The organism is Lewinella sp. IMCC34183, from assembly GCF_003390915.1.
Lineage (GTDB): Bacteria > Bacteroidota > Bacteroidia > Chitinophagales > Saprospiraceae > Neolewinella.
Genome location: NZ_QMEM01000002.1, coordinates 64,593 through 85,161, shown reverse-complemented (window position 1 = coordinate 85,161; position 20,569 = coordinate 64,593). Strand labels below are relative to the sequence as shown.

The following is a 20,569-nucleotide window of genomic DNA, read 5'->3' as shown; positions in this document are numbered from 1 at the left end:
GCCGCCGCCGGAAACCCTACTTTACTAAACGATCACTATGCCAGCCCCCAAATATTCCTCCGACGTAGAAGCCGTTGACGCCCTCGCCCAATCGTATCAGGACCTGCGCGCGGAGATCGGCAAGGTGATCGTGGGGCAGCAGGAAGTGGTGAAGACGGTGCTGATCTCCCTGTTCTCCAACGGCCACTCGCTCCTCGTCGGCGTACCCGGGCTTGCCAAGACGCTATTGGTCTCCACGATCTCCGAGGTGCTGGAACTCGACTTCAAGCGCATCCAGTTCACGCCCGACCTGATGCCTACCGACATTACCGGCTCGGAAATCCTGAACGACGAGCGCCACTTCGAATTCAATCCCGGGCCGCTGTTCGCCAACATCGTCCTGGCCGACGAGATCAACCGGACACCGCCCAAGACGCAGGCCGCCCTGCTGGAGGCCATGCAGGAGCGTTCCGTCACCGTGGCCGGCGACCGCCACGCCCTGCCCGCCCCCTTTTTCGTACTGGCTACCCAGAACCCGATCGAGCAGGAGGGGACCTACCCCTTGCCGGAGGCCCAGCTGGACCGCTTTATGTTCAATATTCCGCTGGATTACCCTTCCTACGAGGAAGAGCTTGCCGTTGTGAAGGGTACCACCGGCGTCGGACGCAATAGCGTCAGCCACGTACTGAGCGGTGAGGACATCCTCTACTTCCAGCAGCTCGTGCGCAAGATTCCCATCAGCGACAACGTACTGGAGTACGCCGTCAAACTTACCGGGAAGACCCGGCCCAATACCTCCCGTGCCGGGACCAACGTAAACGAGTACATCAGCTGGGGCGCGGGCCCCCGGGCCAGCCAGTACCTGGTGCTGGGTGCCAAGTGTCACGCCGCCATCAACGGCAAGTACAGTCCCGACATCGAGGACGTACAGGCCATTGCAAACTACGTCCTGCGCCACCGCATCGTCCGCAACTATAAGGCCGAGGCGGAAGGTATCACCGAAGAGCACGTCATTCGGGGCCTGTTCTAGACCAGCGGATCCCGACGCGCCAGCCCATGCTTCACCTTCCCTTTATCTACGTACGCCCCAGCCCCCTCGGCGGCCGCGGCGTCTATACCGCCGAGCCGATACCGGCGGGTACCGTGGTGGAGCGCGCACCGGTGGTGGTGCTCAGCCCCGAAGACCGGGCAATCATTCACGGAACGGGACTTCACGACTACTACTTCCTGTGGGACGGAGACGGCGCGGCAATCGCCCTGGGCTACGGCTCGCTGTACAACCACGCATCCGAACCCAATCTGGCCTTCGAGATGGACTACGAATTCGAGCAGATCCGCTTTTCGGCCGAGCGCGACATTGCCGGTGGCGAGGAACTCCTCATCGATTACGTGGTCGGCGGCGGGGAAGCGCTCTGGTTCTGAGTCCGGACGGCTCAACGGCGGGATGTGAGATCCGCAAATTCCCGCCGTCGCGCTACTTCATTTTTGAAGAAATGGCAATGAAAAGGACTTTGCGTTAATAATTATATATAAACATTCTAATAACGTTACGAATACTTGCGTAATACCTTCTGTTAGTTGCATCTTTGCTAATGCAAGGACGAAGCAACGGCTACGTTCGATACTTTGTAAGGTGATGAAATTGGCAGCCATGCCCGCTTGTCTCGCGGGTGGGGAGGTCGGGATAAACCCTCTTCAGTGCTCCGCGCTGAGCGTCGCTCCTCGGAGCGTTGAAACGGGCTAACCGCCCCGTGCAGGTTCGACTCCTGCCCTTACAGCAACGACGTTTAGAATTTCAAATTTAAAATTTGACATTTTAAATTCATTGTAGGGTGATGAAATTGGCAGCCATGCCCGCTTGTCTCGCGGGTGGGGAAGCCGGAATAAATCACCGATCAGTGCTCCGCGCGAGCGTGGCTCTCCGGAGCCTTGACCGGTGACTAACCGCCCCGTGCAGGTTCGACTCCTGCCCCTACAGCCACTTTTCCATCCGGCGCCGACCTTCGGCCTCCGGACCGCCTTCCGGTACCGGCAGTACTTTAGCCGGGTGCCAACCTCCCAATTCCCCATCTTCTTTTTCAGGATTTTTCCCCTCCGCTGCAGCAGGCTCTTCGGTCCGCTGCCCCCCTCGCGGGTCGGTACCGGGCTGTCCGATCGTTGCGTTCAGCTACTGGACCTGTTGGGGATAAGCGACCTGTACGAATTCGTCTCCAATGCCCTGACGCCCAGGCTTCGATTACTTACCCCGCGGGAGGTAAATCTCCTGCGTACCGTCTACGGCGAGAGCGTACCCTACGCCCGCATCCGCGTCGACGAACGCGCCCGTGTCGGGACCCGTCGCTACGGCATCTGTTACGTCAGCTTTCATACGGTGAATGCCTGGGGGGCCATGTCCGATCCCCTGCTGGTACACGAGGTCATGCACGTCTGGCAGTACGTGCACCTGGGCGCACTTTACATTCCCCGGGCCCTGGCCGCACAGCGTACCGCCGCGGGCTACGATTACGGAGGACCGGAGGGACTGAGGGGCGGCCGTGACCTGTACGACTTCAATCTTGAACAAGCCGCGGCCCTGGTGGAAGATGCCTTCCGGGCGGCAAACGGGTACCCGCTTCGCTACGGAGCGGGCGACCGCTCCTTGCATTTAGCCGACTACGACCGATATTTACGTCAGGTTCGCCAGACTGAATTGCCGAAGGCCTATCGTCAAAGCGCACCGCCACGGACACAATAGGCCAGGAGGCCTGTTTTTAGAGTAAGTACACCCCGCTAAGCCAACACGATGCTGTCCATCTGCATACCCGTCTACAAGTACGACGCCCGTCCTCTGCTGCGCGAACTGGTGCGGCAGGCCGCGGACCTGAAGGATCCGATCGAGATTCTGCTCTACGACGACGGCAGTTCCGAGGCCATTCGCAAGCTCAACCGCGAAACGCAGGGACTGCCCGGCGTGCGTTACACCGAGCTGCCGCGCAACGTGGGGCGTGCCGAGATCCGCAACCGTATGGTCCGGGCGGCGGTCGGCAACCGGATTCTGATGCTGGACGTGGACAGCTGGCCGGGGCCCGAGTTTCTCCGGACGTACCTGGAAGCCCCCCCCGCGGCCGTGCTCGTGGGCGGTACCACCTATACCTCCGAACGACCCGACGACCCGGAATACTTACTGCACTGGCAGTACGGGCGGATGCGGGAGACCAGGAAGCCCGCCCAGCGGCGGCGCATGAGCTACCTGCAGTTTCAGTCGAATAACTTTATGGCCCAACGGGATATACTCCTCACCCACCCCTTCCCGCACGTGCGGGGATACGGACACGAGGATACCCTCTGGGGGCAACTGCTGGCACCTGACGGGATCCAGATCCTGTACATTGACAATCCCGTAGTCCACCTCGGGCTCGAACCCACCAAGGTCTTCCTGACCAAGCAGCGACAGGCGATCAAGAACCTGCGTGAGTTGCGCAAAGCTTACCCCACCCTGAGTACCCGGCTGACCCGTTTTGCGGACCGCTACCCGGTCTTTACCCAGTTTTTGGAGTATATCCCGGAGCGGTTGCTGATCCGCTTTCTCCTCTGGAGCCGGAACCTGAAGTTTCTCGATCTCCTGAAACTGAAGTGGTGGGTTAGTGGCTGGACGCCGACTTTCTCCTACCGCTAGGGTCGTACCTGATTGTATCGCCCCGACCGGCGACGCGCTGAACTTCCCCCACGTCCTGCCTTGTCGCTGTCACCGTCCTATCCACCGACCCGGTACAGGCTGTCGGTAAACAGTCCGTCGCGGTCCTGGAAGTGCCGGACGAAGTTGAAGCCGGCCGCGTCGGCCATGCCCTCGATCTCGCGGAGGCTGTACTTCTGGCTGACCTCCACGCGAATGGCCTGCCAGGCCCGGAAGTTGAAGGACCGGTTAATGGTATTGATGGTGACCTTCTGGTCCTCGGTGGGGACCAAGAAACTGCGCGCGGCCCCCGTGTCGGGGCTGTACGTTTCCCAGTGCCGCCAGCAGGACAGGTCGAAATTACCACCCAGTTCCCGGTTGATCCGTCGCAGGATATTGAGGTTGAAGTTGGCCGTGTGGCCGGCCGCGTCGTTGTAAGCCGCGAGGATGCGCGCCGGGTCTTTCTTCAGGTCAAAGCCCGTAAGTAACATGTCACCGGGCTTCAGGAAGGACCGGATCCGGCCCAGCAGGGCCACCGCGTCGCCGGGGGTGAAGTTGCCGATGTTGGCCCCGGGGAAGAGCAGCAGGCGGCGGCGGCCGGCGTTTGATTTGCCGAGGCGGTCGAGCGCCTCGAAGTAATCAGCCTCCAGGGGCTCGAAATCCAGGGTAGGCCAGCGGAGCTCGATGAGCTCCCGCACCTCGGCCAGGGCCGTGGCGCTCAGGTCGATGGGACGGTAGGAAAAGGTGGCGCCGTCGGCCAGGAAGCGTTCGATGAGCAGCTGGGTCTTGCTGCCGTCACCGGCCCCGAGCTCGATGAGGTCGAAGGTGCCTTTCCCGATCGCCTGCAGCAACTCCGCGGCGCAGTTGCGGTAGATGTCCGCCTCGGCCTCGGTGAGGTAGTACTCGGGCATCTGCATGATCTGCTTGAACAGGGCGTTGCCCCGCGCGTCGTAGAACCATTTGCTGTTGAGCTCGGGCGTGTCGGCGGAAAGGCCCTGCAGAACGTCGCGGGCGAAGGCGCCCAACGTAGAGGAGGTAACGGGGGAGGTCATGGGTTATAGATCTTTGGCGAGACGGATACCGGTGAATTGCCACCGTTTATCCGGTTGGAAAAAGTTTCGGTAGGTGGGGCGGATATGGCTGAACGGAGTCGCGCAACTGCCCCCGCGCAGCACCATTTGGTTGATCATGAACTTGCCGTTGTACTCGCCCAGGGCTCCTTCGGGCCGGGGGTACCGCGGGTAGGGAAGATACGCGCTGTTTGTCCATTCCCAGGTATGTCCGAGCAGTTGGGGATCGGTGGGCGACCGCGCCGCGGCCGGATGCAGGTCGCCCCGCTCGCTCCAGTTGCCGTCGTGGTCCGGCTGCACGTCGCGCTCCCGCGTCGCGGCCTCCCATTCGAACTCGGTGGGCAGCCGGGCCCCGGCCCAGCGGGCGTAGGCATCGGCTTCGTACCAGCTGATGTGGGTGACCGGCAGGTGGGGATCGACGGTGGTGAGGCCGTCCGTCAGGGTGTAGTGTTTCCAGTCGCCGTCGACGGGGTACCAGTACAGGGGTGCCTTAACCTCGAGCTCCCGGGCCCAGGCGATCCCCTCCATCTGCCAGAGCTCGAAGCGTGCGTAGCCGTCGTCCTCCATGAACTGCCGGTATTCCCCGTTGGTCACCAGCCGCGACCCGATGCCGAAAGGTTGCAACAGGACGTCGTGCCGGCTGAGTTCGTTGTCCCAGCAAAAACCCGCTCCGCGGTGTCCGATGGAGTAGCGGCCTCCGGCTACCCCGTGGTAGGTGTGGGGAACGGCGGCGGCGGCGGGCGCCTCCCGCTTCCGCTCCCGGTAGCGGGGATAGAGGGGGTTGGTACCGAGGATATACTTGATATCGGTTACCAGGAGTTCCTGGTGCTGCTGTTCGTGGTGCAGGCCCAGCTCGGTGAGGGAGGCTACCGCTTCGTCCTCTCCGGCCAGCAGCTCGCGCATGGCGGTATCGACGTGGGTGCGGTACTCCAGGATCTGCGCCAGCGCCGGGCGCGTCATATTGCCCCGCTGGCTGCGCAGGATCCGCGGTCCCTGGCTCTCGTAGTAGCTGTTGAAGAACCAGTTCAGTCGTTCGTCGAAGGGCCGGTAGCCGGGGGAGTGGGGCACCAGCACGAAGTTTTCGAAGAACCAGGTGGAGTGGCCCAGGTGCCACTTGGGCGGGCTTACGTCGGGGTGGGGCTGCACGGTGGCGTCCTCGGGCTGCAGCGGCGCGCACAGGCGTACCGACTGCTGCCGTACGCGGTCGTAGCGGGTGGATATATCGGAAAGGATGGGTACGGAAAGGGTCACAGGTTGAGTTTAGCGCGCAGAATTTTCACCCCCCATCAGAACACGGAACGGGCTTTGAAATGTTCGCCTGGCCCCCAAGGAGCGGTGGCGGGCGGGGCGGTTTCGCGGCCGTGCCGGGCCTAAACTTTTGTTGAACCTTATCTTGGCCGCCATGCAACAGCCCGCCCTCATCCTGATGGTCAAAAACCCCATAGCGGGTCATACCAAGACACGTCTCGCCGCCGAGGTGGGCGACGAAAAAGCATTGCGTATGTACGGGATGCTGATCCGCCACACACGGGATCAGGCCGTTGCCCTGGACGGCGTCACCCGCTACCTCCATTACTCGGACCACGTCGACGATAACGACGAATGGCCCAACGATTCCTTCATCAAACTCGTGCAGGTTGGCAACGATCTGGGCGAGCGCATGGCGGCGGCCGTCGATCACGCCTTTGTGCGGAATCAAGGAAAGGTAATTATCATCGGCAGCGACTGCCCGGGGGTGACCACGGAGCTGCTGCGGCGGGCGCTGGACGAGCTAGATACCCACGAGCTGGTCATCGGACCCGCGGTGGACGGAGGCTATTACCTGATGGGCATGCGGCATCCGCACCCTTCCCTGTTCCAGTATATGACCTGGAGTACACAGTACGTGCTCGACGAGACCCTGGCGCGGGCGCAGGTGCTGGGGCTTTCCGTGGCCCGCCTGCCCGAATTGTCCGACGTGGACCACCTCGAGGACTGGCAGAGTTACGGCTGGCCCATGCCCTAGCGGGGCTAGAGCCGATTGGCGCGGGCCCGCAGGCAGTGGTCGGCCAGTACCAGGGCGGCCATGGCGTCGACGATGGGAACGGCACGGGGCAGAACGCAGGGATCGTGGCGACCCTTGCCGGCTACGGTGACCGACTCACCGGCCTCGTTTACGCTTTCCTGGTCGGTAATGATGGTGGCCACCGGCTTGAAGGCGGCGCGGAAGTAGATGTCCTCCCCGTTGGAGATTCCGCCCTGGATGCCGCCGCTGCGGTTGGTGCGGGTACGCGTACGCCCCTCCGCGTCGGTATAGAAAGCATCGTTGTGGGCACTGCCGCGCATGGTGACGCCGGCGAAGCCGCTGCCATACTCGAACCCCTTGCAGGCGTTGATGCTGAGCACCGCCCGGCCGAGGTCGGCGTGGAGCTTGTCGAATACCGGTTCGCCCCAGCCGGCGGGTACGCCGCTGACGACGCACTTCACTACGCCCCCGATGGTATCGCCGGCCTTGCGGACGGTGAGGATCTCTTCCTCCATCCGTGCCGCGGCGGCGGGGTCGGGACAGCGTACGTCGTTGCTGTCGATCAGGGAGAGGTCCAGCTCGTTGTGGTCCTTGCCGGTAGCGATATCGCCCACCTGGTCCACGTAGCTGCGGATGGTGATGCCGTAGTGATCGAGCAGCTGCCGTGCCACGGCGCCGGCGGCAACGCGGGCGGCCGTTTCGCGGGCCGAGGAGCGGCCCCCGCCGCGGTAATCGCGGTGCCCGTACTTGGCCGTGAAGGTGTAGTCCGCGTGGCTGGGCCGGTACTTGTCGTGGATGTGGCTGTAGTCCTTGCTCCGCTGGTCCTGGTTGTAGATCACCATGCCGATGGGCGTGCCCGTGGTCTTGCCCTCGAAGGTGCCGGACAGCAGCTCCACGGTATCCCCCTCCTTGCGCTGGGTCACGATGCGGCTCTGCCCGGGGCGGCGGCGGGCCATTTCGTGCTGAATGGCCTCCACGTCGAGGGGGAGCCCGGCGGGGCAACCGTCGATGGTGACGCCCAGCCCGACGCCGTGGCTTTCTCCGAAGGTGGTGACGCGGAAGAGGGTGCCGAAGGTGTTGCCTGCCAAGGGAAGTGCGATTTAGGAACTAGGGGGTTGGGAAACTGCCGGCAAGGTACTACGCTTTGAGCCTTCGTTTCCAGCGGTCGGGCAGGATGCGCGCCAGCTTCCGCCGGGTCCACTCCAGGTTGCGGAACCCCAGGTATGGGTACAGGCGGGTGTAGCGGCCTACCAGCTCGTAGGGGCGGTCGATGGCCCACTCGTTTGGGCGACCGAAGTAGGCATCGTACGCCTCGCTGGCCGACTGCAGGTCGTAGGTGGCCAGCATCCGTACCGCGCGGAGCAGGGCCCCGAGAAAAAAAGGGGCGTGGCGGTGCCAGTATTGCGGACGATTGTCGATGAGCCAAGCGTTAGCCGCCGCCAGCATCTGGATGCGGTGCTGGGTGCTCCCCGCCGGGTCGGCACCGGTGATGCGTGCGCCGTAGTGATGGTGGTAGTAGCTGCCGATGACGGGATCGATCACGGTGCGGACGTCTGCCTGCAGGAGGCGGAACCACAGGAACGTATCCTGATTTGACGGGAGCCGCTCGTCCCAGCCGCCGACCTCCTGCACTGCCCGCTTCCGGATTAGGTTGGAGTGGGTGCAGCCCGTCCGGAAGTCGTGAAACAGGCCGTGCCAAAGGTCAGGGTGCGGTATCGAGTCTTCGGTAGTGCCATCCGGGTACAGGTGGCGGTAGGCGCCCACCACCCAGTCCGCCTCCCCCGCCAGCGCGAGCTGCCGGGCGATCTTGTCGGCATCGATGGTGTCGTCACTGTCCAGGAACTGCAACCAGGCACCGCTGCTCGCGGCTACGCCGGCGTTGCGGGCTGCGGGGGCACCGCGACGCCGGCAGGTAACGACCCGTAGGACCTCCGGGTGCTGCCGTGCGGCCTCCCGCAGCAGAGCGGGCGTTCGGTCGGTAGAGCCATTATCCACCGCAATGATTTCCCACCGGCCCGGCACCTGCGCCCCCGCCGCCAGGGCGGATTGCAGCGAGCGTTCGATAAACGGTTCGGCGTTGTAGGCGGGAATGATGATGGATACCAGCACGGGGGGAGTTGGGGCGGTGGGTGGTCGCCGTGTACCTTTGGACGGTGCAATTTACCGTGATAATCTGTACGTACGAGCGGCCGGCACTGCTGGAGGGCAGCCTGCGCTCACTCGCGGAACCGGAACCGCCGCCCGACGATTGCCGCCTGCTGATCGTGGACAATGCCGGTACCCCGGAGGTACGCGCCATAGCGGCCACCTACGGAGCGGACTACGTCCACGAGCCCTCCGTAGGCCTGAGCCACGCCCGCAACCGGGGTGCCGCCGAGTCGGAAACCGAATGGCTGGTGTACCTGGACGACGACATCCAGGCACCGCCGGGGCTGCTCCGCCGCTTCGGGGAGAGAATCCGTGCTACGGATTGCGCGGCTTTCGGGGGGCAGTACACCCACTGGTTCGCCACGCCCCCGCCGGCCTGGCTGCGGCGGTACTACGCCGGGCCGCGCCGGCCCGGCACGGCCACGGTCTATGGGGTACTGCCCGCGGGGCAGTACCTGATCGGATGCATCATGGCCATCCGGCGGGGCGCGCTGGCCCGGGTGGGTGGGTTCGATCCCGCCCTCGGCATGTCCGGCGACCGGATCGTACGGGGGGAGGACGATCACGTGCAGGACAAGCTCCGCCATGCCGGCTTCCCGGTGTATTATGATCCCGGCCTCACGCTCCGTCACCTCGTGCAGCCCTACAAGTACCTGCTGGGTAACCGGCTGGCGCTATCCTACGCGGAAGGCCGGGCGAGCGCGACCATCACGCCGCTGCCCCACGGTAGCCGCTGGGCGTTTTTGCTGCGGGCGGCGGCCCGCGTCACCTTCGTCAAGCTGCCCAAAAACCTGGCTCGCCTGCTGCTTCTGCGGGGGTACTACTGGCAGAACGCTTACCTGGATACGGTGCAGAAGTACGCCTGGATCCTGGGACGATTTACGGCCTCCCGCTGAATGCCTAACTTTGGTCGCTATGAAAACCGCCGTCTTCCCCGGGTCCTTCGATCCCATCACCGTAGGTCACGTCGAGCTCGTCAAGCGGGCGGTCCCGCTCTTCGACCAGGTCGTGGTAGCCGTGGGCGTGAATAGCCAGAAGAGCTACCTCTTCGACCTGGAGCAGCGCATGCAGTGGCTCCGCGAGGTATTTGCCGACGAGCCGAAGATCAGCGTGGACAGTTTCGAGGGACTGACCGCGCATTACTGCCGGAAGATCGGCGCGCGCTACCTGCTCCGCGGACTGCGCAACGCCAGCGACTTCGACTATGAGAAAACCATCTCTCAGCTCAACGAGATCGTGGGAGAGGGGCTGGAAACCATCTTTTTGATCAGCCAGCCGGCCTACAGCCACATCAGTTCGACCATCGTGCGGGAAATAATAAAGGGTGGGGGAGACGCCGGGCCCTTTTTGCCGGCGGGCATCACCTTTCACCGTACCATGTGAGGTCTTCCGCGTAGCGTGCCTGAAACCCGCCGTGATCGCGCAGGTATTCGTGCAGCCTCGGGGGAAGGGCGGACCCCGACGCGTTAAGCACGGTAGGTCGGGCGGAGCCGGCAAGGTTCCCGAATTCCGTAATGTCCGTGGTCTGCCAGTCGCGGCTGGCCTCCTTCACGCCGGCGGGCAGGTAAAAGGACTGGGGGCGAAAATGCCGGTCGGCGTACCGGGCCGGGAGGCGGCAGCAGTATTGCACAAATTCCTCGAAGGTGAGTTCCCGGTCGAAACCAAACCATTGGCGTAACCGGGCGTAGTGGCGGTAGTAGCGGTTGATGCCCCGGCGGTAGCCTTCGTAGGCCGAAAAGATCCGGGCGTAGGGGTCGCGGGTCACCAGCACGATACGCCGGCCCCGACAGAAGTCGCGGTAGGCATCCCGGGTAAGGAAAAAGTGGCGCTCCACCTTGCCACCGGTCAGCTCGGCGGGGTCCTGCACGTGAATCTCCGGGAACCGCAACTGAGTCTCGGGCGCGTAGCGCCGGACCAGGGCCAGTTTGACGGAAGAACAGCCGGCCTTGGAGTTGATGGGGTAGAGCGTGTCCGTTTCCGGCAGGAAGTACGCTTCCACCGGATCGATGAGTCTTCGGCCGGCCAGCACGCGACCGGCGAAAAGGACCCTGGACATCACTTTCCTAAACACGGTACGTGCTAAATTTTGCGCCGCGCCACGATGCTTCGGCCGAGCGTGACCTCGTCCGCGTACTCGAGCTCGCCCCCGAAGCTTACGCCCCGGGCGATGCTGCTGACCTGCACGTTGGCGTCGCCCAGCTGCTTGTTGAGGTAGAAGATGGTGGTGTCCCCCTCGATGGTCGGGCTGATGGCCATAATGATCTCGCTGACCTCGGGAGCCGCGGCCCGCTGGATCAGGGTATCGATGTTGAGGTCCGCCGGTCCGACGCCCTCGATGGGCGAGATGACGCCGCCGAGCACGTGATAGACTCCGCGGTACTGCTGGGTTTCCTCGATGGCCATGACGTCGCGGATATTTTCGACGACGCAGATGATGGAACTATCGCGGCGCTTGTCGCGGCAGATGCTGCAGGTAGTCTGGTCGCTCAGGTTACCGCAGGTAATGCAGTGCTGGATCTCTTCGCGCATACGGGCCACGGTACGGGCCAGGTGGACGCTGTCTTCGGTGGGCCGTTGGACCAGATCGAGGACGAAGCGCAGGGCGGTCTTTTTGCCCACGCCCGGCAGGGAGCTAAAGGCGTTGACGGCGTCTTCGATGAGGCGGGAAGAAAATTGCATGCGCGGAAGCTAAGGCGATAGATATGTGAAGAAGGGAATGCCAAAAAAACAATCGGCAGCCCAATCAGTTTGTTTATCCCGGGAATAGGCCGCAAATTTGCCGGTCACCGACAACGACCTAAAAAGACAAAGAGATATGGCTGAGGTAATACGCATGCCCCGCATGAGCGACACGATGGAAGAAGGTAACATCGTTGCCTGGCTCGTAGAGGAAGGTGAAGCCGTAGAGCCCGGCCAGACGCTGGCGGAGGTCGAGACCGACAAGGCCACCATGGAGCTGGACTCCTTCTTCGAAGGTACCCTCCTCCACATCGCCATCAAGGAAGGTGCCGTACCCATCGACGGCGTCATCGCCGTGATCGGCGAGGAAGGCGAGGACTGGAAAGCCGCTATTGAGGGCGCCGGCGGCAACGGTAGCGCCGGCGACGCCTCCGACAAGGGCGACTCCGACGAAAAAGAATCCGATTCGAGCGACAATACCGCTCCGGCCAATGCCGCCCCGGCCACCCCGGGCCGTACGACCACCGACGCGGACACCTCTGGCGGCGACGATCGCCTCAAGGCCAGCCCCCTGGCCCGCGCCATGGCCAAGGAAGCCGGCATCGACCTGAAGAACGTAACGGGCAGCGGCGGTAACGGCCGCATCGTCAAGCGCGACATCGAGGAGGCGCAGTCGGCCCCGGCCGCAAAGACCGCCACCCCCCAGCCGCAGACGCCCCAGCCGGTACCCAACGAGCAGAAGAGCCCCAACGTCGACGTCGAGAAGCCGCAGCAGAAGGTACCCGCCTTCGCCTTCGGTGGCGGAGAAGCCAACTACGAGGAGTCGGCCGTCAGCCAGATGCGCAAGGTGATCGCCCGCCGCCTCGGCGAGTCGAAGTTCACTGCCCCCCACTTCTACGTGACCGTGGAGATCGAGATGAGCAAGGTCTGGGAGATGCGCAAGCGCATCAACGAGGTCGCTCCGGTCAAGATCAGCTTCAACGACCTCGTGGTCAAGGCCTGCGCCGTCAACCTGCCCAAGCACCCCGCCATCAACTCCAGCTGGCAGGGCGACAAGATCCGCGTGAACAAGGACGTCAACATCGGCGTGGCCGTAGCCATCCCCGACGGCCTGCTGGTCCCCGTGATCCGCTACGCCAACATGAAGTCCCTGAGCCAGATCAACACCGAGGTCAAGGAACTCGCCGGCCGCGCCAAGAACAAGAAGCTCTCCCAGGACGAGATGACCGGTAACACCTTCACCATCTCCAACCTCGGCATGTTCGGCATCGAGGAGTTCACCGCCATCATCAACCCGCCCGACGCCAGCATCCTGGCCGTTGGGGGCATCAATGACAAGCCCATCGTCCGCAACGGTGAGGTGGTACCCGGCAAGATCATGAAGGTGACCCTGAGCAGCGACCACCGCGTGGTGGATGGCGCTTCGGCCGCCCAGTTTCTCAACGACGTCAAGGCGACGCTCGAGGATCCGATCCGCCTGATGGTCTGAGGCTTAAGGCCCTCCGTCAGAATACCTGAATTTTTACCGCTCCGGCCTTCCCGCGTACCCGCAGGAGGTACATCCCGGCGTGCCAGTCTCCGGTCGGCAGGTCGGTCCGGTCGCCCGTGATCGCTATGCTGGTTACCCGCTGCCCGATGCCGTTGAAGACGTCGAGTTGGGTGCCGGGGGGCGGGGGCACCTGCCAGTTCAGCCGCAGCGTCGAGCCGCGCGATACCGGATTGGGGTAGGCCGCCAGGGCCGGCCCCGCGGATGACTCCGGCAGGGCCGGTGCGTCGGTAAGTTCACCGCGGAACAGGGCGGCGGCCAGCTGGTAGGCATCGTGGCCCACGACGCGGCCGATGCGGCGGCCCGGAATATCGTCGGCGGGGGGGTGGATGCCGCCCCAGATGCGGCTGAGGCTGGTCTCGGCGGAGGCGTCCTGGTAGGTAGCCCACTGCAGCACCACGTCCACGCTCGGGCCTTCCTCGAAGACCAGGAACTCATTCTTTTTCGCCACGAACTCGCCTACGCCCCCGGGGAAGTAGGGGGTGCCGGTCAGGGCGGTAAGCACCTCGGCCGCGGCGGCGCTGAAGGTAGAGTGGCCGGACACGTAGCCCGCAAAGTTGGGGGTCACGAAATTGGGGCGCTGGTAGGGTTCCCAGACCGAGGGGTTGACCCAGTCCACGCCGGCCTGCTCCACGTCCGGGTTATCGATGAAGGTATTGCCGACCCAGGCGCGGGCGCGCACGTTAAGCAGAGCGGTACTGTTGACCACGTCCACGGCCCGGTCGGCGATCTCGATGTAGCCGGGGTCCAGGCGGATCCCCCCGAGATTGTAGCTGCGGTGATCGGGGTCGGTCGCCTGCCCCTGACTGGCCAGGAAGCGGATGGCGGTGATGGGGCGCACGTAGTCGTACTTCCCCTTGATGCTCCAGGCCGTGATGGCCGCGTCGTGCATGGCCCCGCCAAGGGCGAGGTAGGCTTTGACGTCGTACTCCAGCGGCGCGAGTTCCTGTCCCTCGCCCCAGAGGGAGCGGCGGAACAGGGGATGGTCCATTACCTGGTTGAAGATCGCGAACCAGTGGCCGGGCGGCGTTTCTGAGCTGAGTCCGTCGGCCCAGAACTCGGCCAGCACGCGGGTATAGTCACCGCGCGGGACGAAATTGTCGGGGTAGGGCTCGCCGGTCACCGGGTTCACGGCGCGCCCGCTGCCGGGTTGTCCGCCCTCGTGCTGATTGAACCAGGCCCGGTATTCGGCGGGCGTTTCCGGAAGGTCGTAGGGTACGTTGCCGCGCGCGCCGGGAGAGATGTTCCACATCACGCCGTCTGTGGGGTCCAGGTGACCCGACCACTTGAGCACGGTTTCGAAGTTCCAGCGGTACAGGTTCAAGGCTGCCGTGTCCGACAGGTCGTACTGCGGCGGCGGGCCCGGATCGTGGTACACCGGACTATTGCCGTATACCGGGTTATCGTCGGACGGCATGGTGCGGGCGGAAGCGGGGATCGCGAAGGGCGTTACCCGCCCCCAGCTGGCGCCCAGGAAGCCGGGAATATTGCCGATCGGATTGCCCGACTGGTCGACCACCGTTCCGGGAAAGGCCAGCGGCTGCCAGCGGTTGGGATCCTCCAGCAGGAGGATGCTGAAGGGGCGGTCCAGAACGAGGGGCTCGTTGACCGGGTCGGGATAGGCATCGTTGGCGTAGTCCAGGGCTTCGTTGGCCCCGTCGGCCCGGCCGTATGCGATGACGCGTTCGGCGATGTAGTTACCGAGGTCCGCGGGCCGTCCCGTGGCGTAGTCGGTAGAGACGTAGGTGGCATCGTAGCCGAGACGCTCCATAAGGGCGGTGGCCTCGCGCCGGATATTGACCACCGAGGGGGCGTTGGCGTAACGGTGAAGCAGCACGCGGTAGGCGGCGTAGCTGATGGCTTCCTCGGCCGCGGCCTGCCGGTCCGCGTACGCCGGCAGGGCCAGCGTGTCCCGGACCAGCGCCCGGGCTCCGCTGCCGTTCACCAGCGACCAGGCGTCGTACATCGCCGCGGAACTGTGGTAGAGGTTACGCGCGTGTACGACGGGGCGGGCAAAGTCGTGCCGGATGGCGAACAGGTAGAGCCGGTTCCACTCGCGGGCGACCGAAGGATCCGATTGCGCGGGGAGGGTAAGGCCGGTAAAGAAGAGGAGGAGCAGGCTGAAAAAACGCATAAGTTGGGGCGGCATAGACACTTCCCAAGGTACGGAGTGAAGGGGGGCTGCCGGATTGCGGGAAGAAGTAATATGGTCGGGTCTATACCATGTGGTACCTTCGGAACATCGTAAGCCGCCCCCCGTTATAAGCCTCACAATTTCCCAACATGTCCTTTATCTGGATTGGCTTTGCTGTTTTCGTGCTTCTGCTGCTGTTCCTCGACCTATTCGTGCTGAACGCCAAGGACCACGTACCCCGCACCCGCGAAGCGCTGGGGCAGACGGCGCTGTGGATGGCTATCGGGCTGGGGTTCAGCGGGTTTATTTACCTGGCGTACAACAATGGCTGGGTCGATTCCGACCTGCCGGCGCACACCGCCATGATCAACTACCTCACGGGCTACCTGGTGGAGCTTTCGCTGAGCATGGACAACGTGTTCGTGATCGCCGTCATCTTCGGCTACTTCCGCGTACCGGCCAAGTATCAGCACCGCGTACTCTTCTGGGGCATCCTCGGCGCCGTATTCTTTCGCCTGGCCATGATCCTGGCGGGGGTTTACCTGCTGGAGAAGTTCGACTGGATGTTCTACGTCTTCGGTCTCTTGCTGCTCTACAGCGCCTACAAGATGGTGGGCAAGGGGGAGGACATTCACCCCTCCGAGAACCCGATCATTCAGCTGGTCAAGCGCGTGGTTCCCGTCACCAACGATTACCACGGACACGATTTCTGGGTACGCGTGGCCGGCAAGCTCCACGCTACGCCGCTGTTCGTGGCCCTGATCATGGTGGAAACCACCGACGTGATCTTCGCCGTCGATTCCATTCCCGCGATCCTGGGCATCACGACCGACTCCTTCCTAGTGTTCTCCTCGAATATCCTGGCCGTACTCGGCCTGCGGGCGCTCTACTTCGTACTGTCCTCGATGATCGACAAGTTCGGCCTGCTCAAGTACAGCCTCGCCCTGATCCTGACCTTCGTCGGCATCAAGCTGATGCTGCACGAAGTGTGGCACCCGGCCGAGTGGGTAAGCCTAGTCGTGATCTTCGTGACCCTCACGGCCGGCGTGGTGCTGTCGCTCCTGCGTAAGGCCCCCGACGAGCACCCCGGGGATCCGACGGAGATATCCACCCCCAGCCAGGTGCCGGAGGACCACAAACTGTAGCTATATCAAGAGAGCCCCTCGTAGTACCACTGCTCCGTGATCTCGCTCCACGGTTTAGCGAGCCGCTGAAATTCCCGGATGGAGGCGTACACCCGGGCGGTGGTGGGGTCGGAGTCGGCGTACTCCTGCATGACCTCGGTCGCGGCGCGGCGGGCCACCTCCAGTACCTCGGGCGGGTAGGGCCGGATCGACAGGCCGGGTACCTGCTTCAGTTTTTCCAGGTACTCCGCGTTCTTCGCCTCGAAGGCCGACAGGGTGTACATATTTATGTGCTGGGTACACACGGCGAAGATCTGCCGGAGGTCCGGCGGCAGCGCGTTGTATTTTTCCAGGTTGACGAAGAACTCGAAGTTGGTCCCGGGTTCGTGCCAGCCCGGGTAGTAGTAGTACTTCGCGATCTCCTGGAAGCCCATGATGTAGTCGTGATAGGGGCCCACCCACTCCGTCGCGTCCAGGATTCCCCGCTCCAGGCCCGTATAGATTTCTCCTCCGGGCAACAGCACGGGCGTACCGCCCAGCCGCTCAAGGACGCGCCCGCCGAGGCCCGGCATGCGCATCTTCAGTCCCCGGAAGTCGTCCACGCTGTTGATCTCGCGATTGAACCAGCCCCCCATCTGCACCCCGGTGTTGCCGCCCGCGAAGGGCAAGAGGCCCACGGTCGCGTACAGTTCGCGCCAGAGCTCCATGCCGCCGCCGGCCAGCAGCCAGGCGTTCATTTGCTGGGCGTTGAGGCCGAAGGGGAAGCCGGCGAAGAACTGCGCCGCTGGCAGCTTGCCGGACCAGTAGTAGGCCGCCCCGCTGCCCACCTCCGCCGCGCCCTGCCGCACCGCGTCGAAGGCTTCCAGTGCCGGTACCAGTTCGCCCCCTCCGTAGACGGTGATGTTGAGCCGGCCGCCGGACATGTCGCGGCAGAGGTCGGCCAGCTTTTGCGCGCCTTCTCCCAGGATGGGAAATCCGGGCGGCCAGGTGGTGACCATCTTCCAGTCGAACCGCTCCCCGCTGACGGTGGCGGCGCGAGTTTGAGCGTGGCCCTCGCCCCCGAGGAGGCGGAGCCCCACGGGAAGCGCGATGGTGCCGGCGGCTATCCCCTTCAGAATCTTTCTTCGGTCCATACCGCCAATTTACGGTATTCCGGTGCGGCGGAGCGCAGGTGCCGTGCGGCGCTAAGCCGTTGAATATTCCCGGCACCTGCGGACCCGCCGACCGCGAACATCGGGGGGAGCAGATCCGCTCCAGTATTTGGCACAAACCCTCTACTATGCACATACTGGTTATCGGAGCGACGGGCGGTACCGGTCGGACGTACGTCGAGCAGGCCCTGGCGGCCGGGCACCGGGTCAGCGTGCTGGTCCGCAGCCCGCAGAAGCTGCAAGGGGCAGCGGAACTTACGGTAACGACCGGCGACGGCCAGGATCCCGCGGCGGTCCGCCGGGCCTTTGGAGCGGACCCCTTCGACGCCGTAGCCATCCTGGTGGGGGGCGGGCTCTCGGCGGATACGACCAACGAGGACATCACCCGCAACGTGATCGACGCGGCCAGGGAAAGCGGTCAGCGGCCCCACCTGTGGATCCTGAGCGCCTGCGGTACCGGCGACAGCTACTCCCAGACGAGTTGGATCGCCCGGCTGCTGATGCGCACGCTACTGCGCCATCCCTTCGCCGACCACCAGCGCCAGGAGACGCTCGTTCGCAGCTGCGGGCTACCCTACACGATCGTGCGGCCGGTGGGGCTGACGAACGGTCCGCTCACGCCCGACGGCTACGTGGCCCGGTCCAGCGGCAAGCTGCCCAGTAACCGCATCTCGCGGGCAAACGTGGCGCACTATATGGTGAGTAAGCTCGGCAACCCCAAGGTAGAAAGCCTGGGCGTGGCGCTGTCCGGGAAGTAGGCCGCCCGCTCAGTCGGTGCTGATCGTCAGTCCGGCTACGGTAAAGTCCGCGTCGACCTCCTCCAGGTATACCCCGGCGATGGCGGCCTGCAGTTCGCGCACGGTGGGTGCGACCGTCGACCGGGGCAGTTCCAGCGTTACGTGGGCGGTCTCGGCGAAGTCCTGGTTGGCCATCTCCAGTCCGAGCTGGCTCAGTGCGCCCATGACGGGCGACATGAGCGCGTAGCCGAAGCTGAGGTATACCCGGGCCGTGAGCACCCGGTCGGCGGTGGCGACCGAGTCCAGGGCCTGGCGTGCGGCTTCCCGGTAGGCGTTGATCAGTCCGGAGGTGCCGAGCTTGGTCCCGCCGTAGTAGCGGGAGACGACGATGACGACATCGCTGAGTCCGGCCTTGTCGATCTGTCCGAGGATGGGCTTGCCGGCCGTTCCACTGGGTTCCCCGTCGTCGTTGGCGCGCCAGCGGTCGTCGCCGATGCCCAGGCGGTAAGCGTAGCAGTGGTGGTTGCACTTGGGGTGGGCGAGGCGCTCGGCGTCCACGGCGGCCAGGGCTTCCTCCTCGCTCAGGACGGGGTAGAGGGCCGCCACGAACTTACTGCCGCGTTCGCGGAACTCACCGGCGGCGGGGCCGGCGGGGACGCGGTAGGTATCCTGTGGGGGGGTGTGCATGGTCGGGCGCGGGAAGATACGGCGAGTGGAGGCGGGCTATGCGACGGGCATATGTCTGCAGGCGGTATAGGCTCCCCGCCAAGTTAGGGCCGCTTGTCGGAAAGGGGGGTAGAGCTGGTGGCCGCTGATCCCCGAGGTGGGTTGATGTTGGTTAAGCTCGATTCTGCTTTTGTTGTGGAAAAGCGGAAATGGGCGCGCAACTTCGGTCTTAAACGCCACGCCGCAAAGTCGGTTCCGCCAGTGAACACTACGTCGGTAATGTTTCAAAATTTGCGGAAAAGCGATGGTGCTGGCGACGGCTTTACTACGTTTCGGGTGGGGAGGGGCCGAATTTTGCAACACTTATGGTAATAGTGTTGCAACGATTTGGAAAGGGTGGGGCAAACTCCCTAAAGTGCAGTCGTCATGCGTATTATGACGTATCGTACGCGAAGCTATCGACGTGTAATCAATTCCCTAGATCTTTATGTGATGGCAATCCGACTTCCTTTTCAGTGCTACGTACTGCTTGTTATGCTACTGTGCGGGTGCAGTGCTGGTCAGCCAAATTACCTTGCTCCCTCTGCGACAAGCCAGTTGAGACTTGTGCCGCTGTATCAGAAACAGCTAGCCGTTTTTACTATGATGGATGAAGAGAGCGACAGTAGCAAAATCAATAGGATGATCGTTGATAGTCTCTATCTTCCTTACCGCACGCTGTATGATTCCTGCTTCATTACGGACAGTACGACCTATATAAGTAACCAGCGCATTATCTATTCGAGTCGCAGATCGGAGGTACGAAGTGCGATGACCTTCTTCGATCAACTGCAATTCGATACAATCCTGAGTTATTATCAGCGCGCCTTTCCTTCCTTTATCGGTCACCCGGTAAGGGGGACCTTTTACTTTGCCTTTTTCCACCGAAATCAATGCTCTTTCTGCGGTTGTGACAAGATGACGATGCAGATGGATATGCTTTTTCCCATGAACTTATCGGCCGATCATCTCCGGATCTTGCTACCACACGAACTGAGCCACAACGCCTTTGAGGATACTCAGTCAGATACTATACTTAGTGAAACGGTACTTTACAAGGCCATTGATGAGGGGCTGGCTAACTACGCTTCTCAACGCATGAACGAGGTCTCCACCCCGGAGGCTTTCTTCATGACTTCGGATGAGTACGGTTGGTTTACTAGGCATGAGGAGGAGATAAGGGATGCAGTGCGCCCAATACTTCTGTCTACGAAGGAAGAAGACTGGGATCCGCTAAGCATGCAAGTCCCCGATAGCTTCATGGAAGGATCCCCAGGCAATATCGGCTACTATGTAGGTTATCGTATAATTGAGGACTACTTGGCCAGTACGGATGAATCAGACTGGCGGGTCGTGTATACTACTCCAGTTGACAAACTGCTGGAAGGTAGCGGCTGGCTTGGCGACTGAGTAGCAGAGCTGTAACATCAATAAACTTCCTGAAATTTCAGGCAGTACAGAATAGGGTAACCAGGATGGGCTAGGTTGCATTTAGGGTGAGAATACAACCACAAGACTTGACTTACCAAGATGCTACGACTTCGCTCTCTAGCCAGAGAGCGAAATTATTGGCTCCAAATTGACTGCTTCGGGCTGCAAACCCAATAAGAAAGTCTTGCTATTTCATAGTCATTCTTCC

Annotated in this window: 20 protein-coding genes; 11 read left to right on the top strand and 9 right to left on the bottom strand. The window is 62.9% G+C overall.

Annotated features, from left to right (window positions below; genetic code table 11):
- Positions 1-37: 37 nt before the first annotated feature.
- From DQG19_RS05630 to DQG19_RS05615, 4 genes are all read left to right on the top strand, one after another.
- Positions 38-1,009, top strand: coding sequence for an AAA family ATPase (locus DQG19_RS05630; protein ID WP_116125268.1), 972 nt, complete (start codon positions 38-40; stop codon positions 1,007-1,009).
- A gap of 26 nt (positions 1,010-1,035) precedes the next feature.
- On the top strand, positions 1,036-1,401 hold the full coding sequence (locus tag DQG19_RS05625) for an SET domain-containing protein (protein ID WP_116125267.1): 366 nt from the start codon (positions 1,036-1,038) through the stop codon (positions 1,399-1,401).
- 625 nt (positions 1,402-2,026) lie between these two features.
- Positions 2,027-2,713, top strand: a complete 687-nt coding sequence (locus DQG19_RS05620; protein WP_116125266.1) for a hypothetical protein — start codon at positions 2,027-2,029, stop codon at positions 2,711-2,713.
- A 48-nt stretch (positions 2,714-2,761) separates the two neighbouring features.
- Positions 2,762-3,634 carry a glycosyltransferase family 2 protein gene (locus DQG19_RS05615; protein ID WP_116125265.1) on the top strand — a complete coding sequence of 291 codons (873 nt, stop codon included), beginning with the start codon at positions 2,762-2,764 and terminating at the stop codon, positions 3,632-3,634.
- A gap of 77 nt (positions 3,635-3,711) precedes the next feature.
- Here DQG19_RS05615 and DQG19_RS05610 read toward each other — a convergent pair whose 3' ends face one another.
- Positions 3,712-4,683: an L-histidine N(alpha)-methyltransferase gene (locus tag DQG19_RS05610; RefSeq protein WP_116125264.1), complete on the bottom strand. Its 972-nt coding sequence runs from the start codon at positions 4,681-4,683 to the stop codon at positions 3,712-3,714.
- A gap of 3 nt (positions 4,684-4,686) precedes the next feature.
- On the bottom strand, positions 4,687-5,952 hold the full coding sequence (egtB, locus tag DQG19_RS05605) for an ergothioneine biosynthesis protein EgtB (protein WP_116125263.1): 1,266 nt from the start codon (positions 5,950-5,952) through the stop codon (positions 4,687-4,689).
- A gap of 151 nt (positions 5,953-6,103) precedes the next feature.
- Between egtB and DQG19_RS05600 the strand changes: the two genes are divergently transcribed.
- Positions 6,104-6,706, top strand: a complete 603-nt coding sequence (locus tag DQG19_RS05600; protein ID WP_116125262.1) for a TIGR04282 family arsenosugar biosynthesis glycosyltransferase — start codon at positions 6,104-6,106, stop codon at positions 6,704-6,706.
- Between the two features lie 5 nt (positions 6,707-6,711).
- On the opposite strand, the gene aroC is transcribed toward DQG19_RS05600, so the two are convergent.
- The gene (gene aroC / locus DQG19_RS05595; protein WP_116125261.1) at positions 6,712-7,794 is read right to left on the bottom strand and encodes a chorismate synthase; all 1,083 of its coding nucleotides are present in this window, start codon (positions 7,792-7,794) and stop codon (positions 6,712-6,714) included.
- A 49-nt stretch (positions 7,795-7,843) separates the two neighbouring features.
- Positions 7,844-8,815: a glycosyltransferase family 2 protein gene (locus DQG19_RS05590; RefSeq protein ID WP_157974348.1), complete on the bottom strand. Its 972-nt coding sequence runs from the start codon at positions 8,813-8,815 to the stop codon at positions 7,844-7,846.
- 44 nt (positions 8,816-8,859) lie between these two features.
- Between DQG19_RS05590 and DQG19_RS05585 the strand changes: the two genes are divergently transcribed.
- Both DQG19_RS05585 and coaD read left to right on the top strand, forming a co-directional pair.
- Positions 8,860-9,750 carry a glycosyltransferase family 2 protein gene (locus DQG19_RS05585; RefSeq protein ID WP_157974347.1) on the top strand — a complete coding sequence of 297 codons (891 nt, stop codon included), beginning with the start codon at positions 8,860-8,862 and terminating at the stop codon, positions 9,748-9,750.
- Positions 9,751-9,769: 19 nt separating this feature from the next.
- A complete protein-coding gene (coaD, locus tag DQG19_RS05580) occupies positions 9,770-10,237 on the top strand; it encodes a pantetheine-phosphate adenylyltransferase (protein WP_116125258.1) in 468 nt (155 codons plus the stop codon).
- Here the strand turns inward: coaD and DQG19_RS05575 are convergent.
- Complete coding sequence (locus DQG19_RS05575; RefSeq protein WP_116125257.1) at positions 10,215-10,910, bottom strand: sulfotransferase family 2 domain-containing protein; 696 nt, start codon at positions 10,908-10,910, stop codon at positions 10,215-10,217. The two genes, coaD and DQG19_RS05575, sit on opposite strands and share 23 nt — an antisense overlap.
- Before the next feature lie 23 nt (positions 10,911-10,933).
- Positions 10,934-11,533 carry a recombination mediator RecR gene (recR, locus tag DQG19_RS05570; protein ID WP_116125256.1) on the bottom strand — a complete coding sequence of 200 codons (600 nt, stop codon included), beginning with the start codon at positions 11,531-11,533 and terminating at the stop codon, positions 10,934-10,936.
- Positions 11,534-11,669: 136 nt separating this feature from the next.
- On the opposite strand from recR, the gene DQG19_RS05565 reads away from it, so the two are divergent.
- Entirely contained in the window at positions 11,670-13,022 is a 1,353-nt protein-coding gene (locus DQG19_RS05565; RefSeq protein ID WP_116125255.1) for a pyruvate dehydrogenase complex dihydrolipoamide acetyltransferase, read from the top strand.
- Positions 13,023-13,038: 16 nt separating this feature from the next.
- Here DQG19_RS05565 and DQG19_RS05560 read toward each other — a convergent pair whose 3' ends face one another.
- Entirely contained in the window at positions 13,039-15,228 is a 2,190-nt protein-coding gene (locus tag DQG19_RS05560; protein WP_157974346.1) for a DUF6851 domain-containing protein, read from the bottom strand.
- 134 nt (positions 15,229-15,362) lie between these two features.
- Here DQG19_RS05560 and DQG19_RS05555 point away from each other — a divergent pair, with 134 nt between their 5' ends.
- On the top strand, positions 15,363-16,358 hold the full coding sequence (locus DQG19_RS05555; RefSeq protein WP_116125253.1) for a TerC family protein: 996 nt from the start codon (positions 15,363-15,365) through the stop codon (positions 16,356-16,358).
- Positions 16,359-16,363: 5 nt separating this feature from the next.
- Here the strand turns inward: DQG19_RS05555 and DQG19_RS05550 are convergent, their stop codons facing one another.
- Complete coding sequence (locus DQG19_RS05550) at positions 16,364-17,470, bottom strand: TRAP transporter substrate-binding protein (protein ID WP_116125252.1); 1,107 nt, start codon at positions 17,468-17,470, stop codon at positions 16,364-16,366.
- A 146-nt stretch (positions 17,471-17,616) separates the two neighbouring features.
- On the opposite strand from DQG19_RS05550, the gene DQG19_RS05545 reads away from it, so the two are divergent.
- On the top strand, positions 17,617-18,246 hold the full coding sequence (locus DQG19_RS05545; RefSeq protein ID WP_116125251.1) for an NAD(P)-dependent oxidoreductase: 630 nt from the start codon (positions 17,617-17,619) through the stop codon (positions 18,244-18,246).
- A 9-nt stretch (positions 18,247-18,255) separates the two neighbouring features.
- Here the strand turns inward: DQG19_RS05545 and DQG19_RS05540 are convergent, their stop codons facing one another.
- Positions 18,256-18,912: an IMPACT family protein gene (locus DQG19_RS05540; protein WP_116125250.1), complete on the bottom strand. Its 657-nt coding sequence runs from the start codon at positions 18,910-18,912 to the stop codon at positions 18,256-18,258.
- 621 nt (positions 18,913-19,533) lie between these two features.
- Between DQG19_RS05540 and DQG19_RS05535 the strand changes: the two genes are divergently transcribed.
- Positions 19,534-20,340 carry a DUF2268 domain-containing putative Zn-dependent protease gene (locus DQG19_RS05535; RefSeq protein WP_157974345.1) on the top strand — a complete coding sequence of 269 codons (807 nt, stop codon included), beginning with the start codon at positions 19,534-19,536 and terminating at the stop codon, positions 20,338-20,340.
- Positions 20,341-20,569 lie beyond the last annotated feature (229 nt).

Excerpts from the sequence above, each read along its gene's own strand:
- DQG19_RS05555 (WP_116125253.1), top strand. The coding sequence starts at position 15,363 with ATGTCCTTTATCTGGATTGGCTTTGCTGTTTTCGTGCTTCTGCTGCTG.
- DQG19_RS05550 (WP_116125252.1), bottom strand. The coding sequence starts at position 17,470 with ATGGACCGAAGAAAGATTCTGAAGGGGATAGCCGCCGGCACCATCGCG.
- DQG19_RS05540 (WP_116125250.1), bottom strand. The coding sequence starts at position 18,912 with ATGCACACCCCCCCACAGGATACCTACCGCGTCCCCGCCGGCCCCGCC.
- coaD (WP_116125258.1), top strand. The coding sequence starts at position 9,770 with ATGAAAACCGCCGTCTTCCCCGGGTCCTTCGATCCCATCACCGTAGGT.
- DQG19_RS05575 (WP_116125257.1), bottom strand. The coding sequence starts at position 10,910 with ATGTCCAGGGTCCTTTTCGCCGGTCGCGTGCTGGCCGGCCGAAGACTC.
- DQG19_RS05535 (WP_157974345.1), top strand. The coding sequence starts at position 19,534 with ATGATGGATGAAGAGAGCGACAGTAGCAAAATCAATAGGATGATCGTT.
- DQG19_RS05610 (WP_116125264.1), bottom strand. The coding sequence starts at position 4,683 with ATGACCTCCCCCGTTACCTCCTCTACGTTGGGCGCCTTCGCCCGCGAC.
- DQG19_RS05630 (WP_116125268.1), top strand. The coding sequence starts at position 38 with ATGCCAGCCCCCAAATATTCCTCCGACGTAGAAGCCGTTGACGCCCTC.
- DQG19_RS05545 (WP_116125251.1), top strand. The coding sequence starts at position 17,617 with ATGCACATACTGGTTATCGGAGCGACGGGCGGTACCGGTCGGACGTAC.
- DQG19_RS05625 (WP_116125267.1), top strand. The coding sequence starts at position 1,036 with ATGCTTCACCTTCCCTTTATCTACGTACGCCCCAGCCCCCTCGGCGGC.
- DQG19_RS05565 (WP_116125255.1), top strand. The coding sequence starts at position 11,670 with ATGGCTGAGGTAATACGCATGCCCCGCATGAGCGACACGATGGAAGAA.
- DQG19_RS05615 (WP_116125265.1), top strand. The coding sequence starts at position 2,762 with ATGCTGTCCATCTGCATACCCGTCTACAAGTACGACGCCCGTCCTCTG.
- recR (WP_116125256.1), bottom strand. The coding sequence starts at position 11,533 with ATGCAATTTTCTTCCCGCCTCATCGAAGACGCCGTCAACGCCTTTAGC.
- DQG19_RS05560 (WP_157974346.1), bottom strand. The coding sequence starts at position 15,228 with ATGCCGCCCCAACTTATGCGTTTTTTCAGCCTGCTCCTCCTCTTCTTT.
- DQG19_RS05600 (WP_116125262.1), top strand. The coding sequence starts at position 6,104 with ATGCAACAGCCCGCCCTCATCCTGATGGTCAAAAACCCCATAGCGGGT.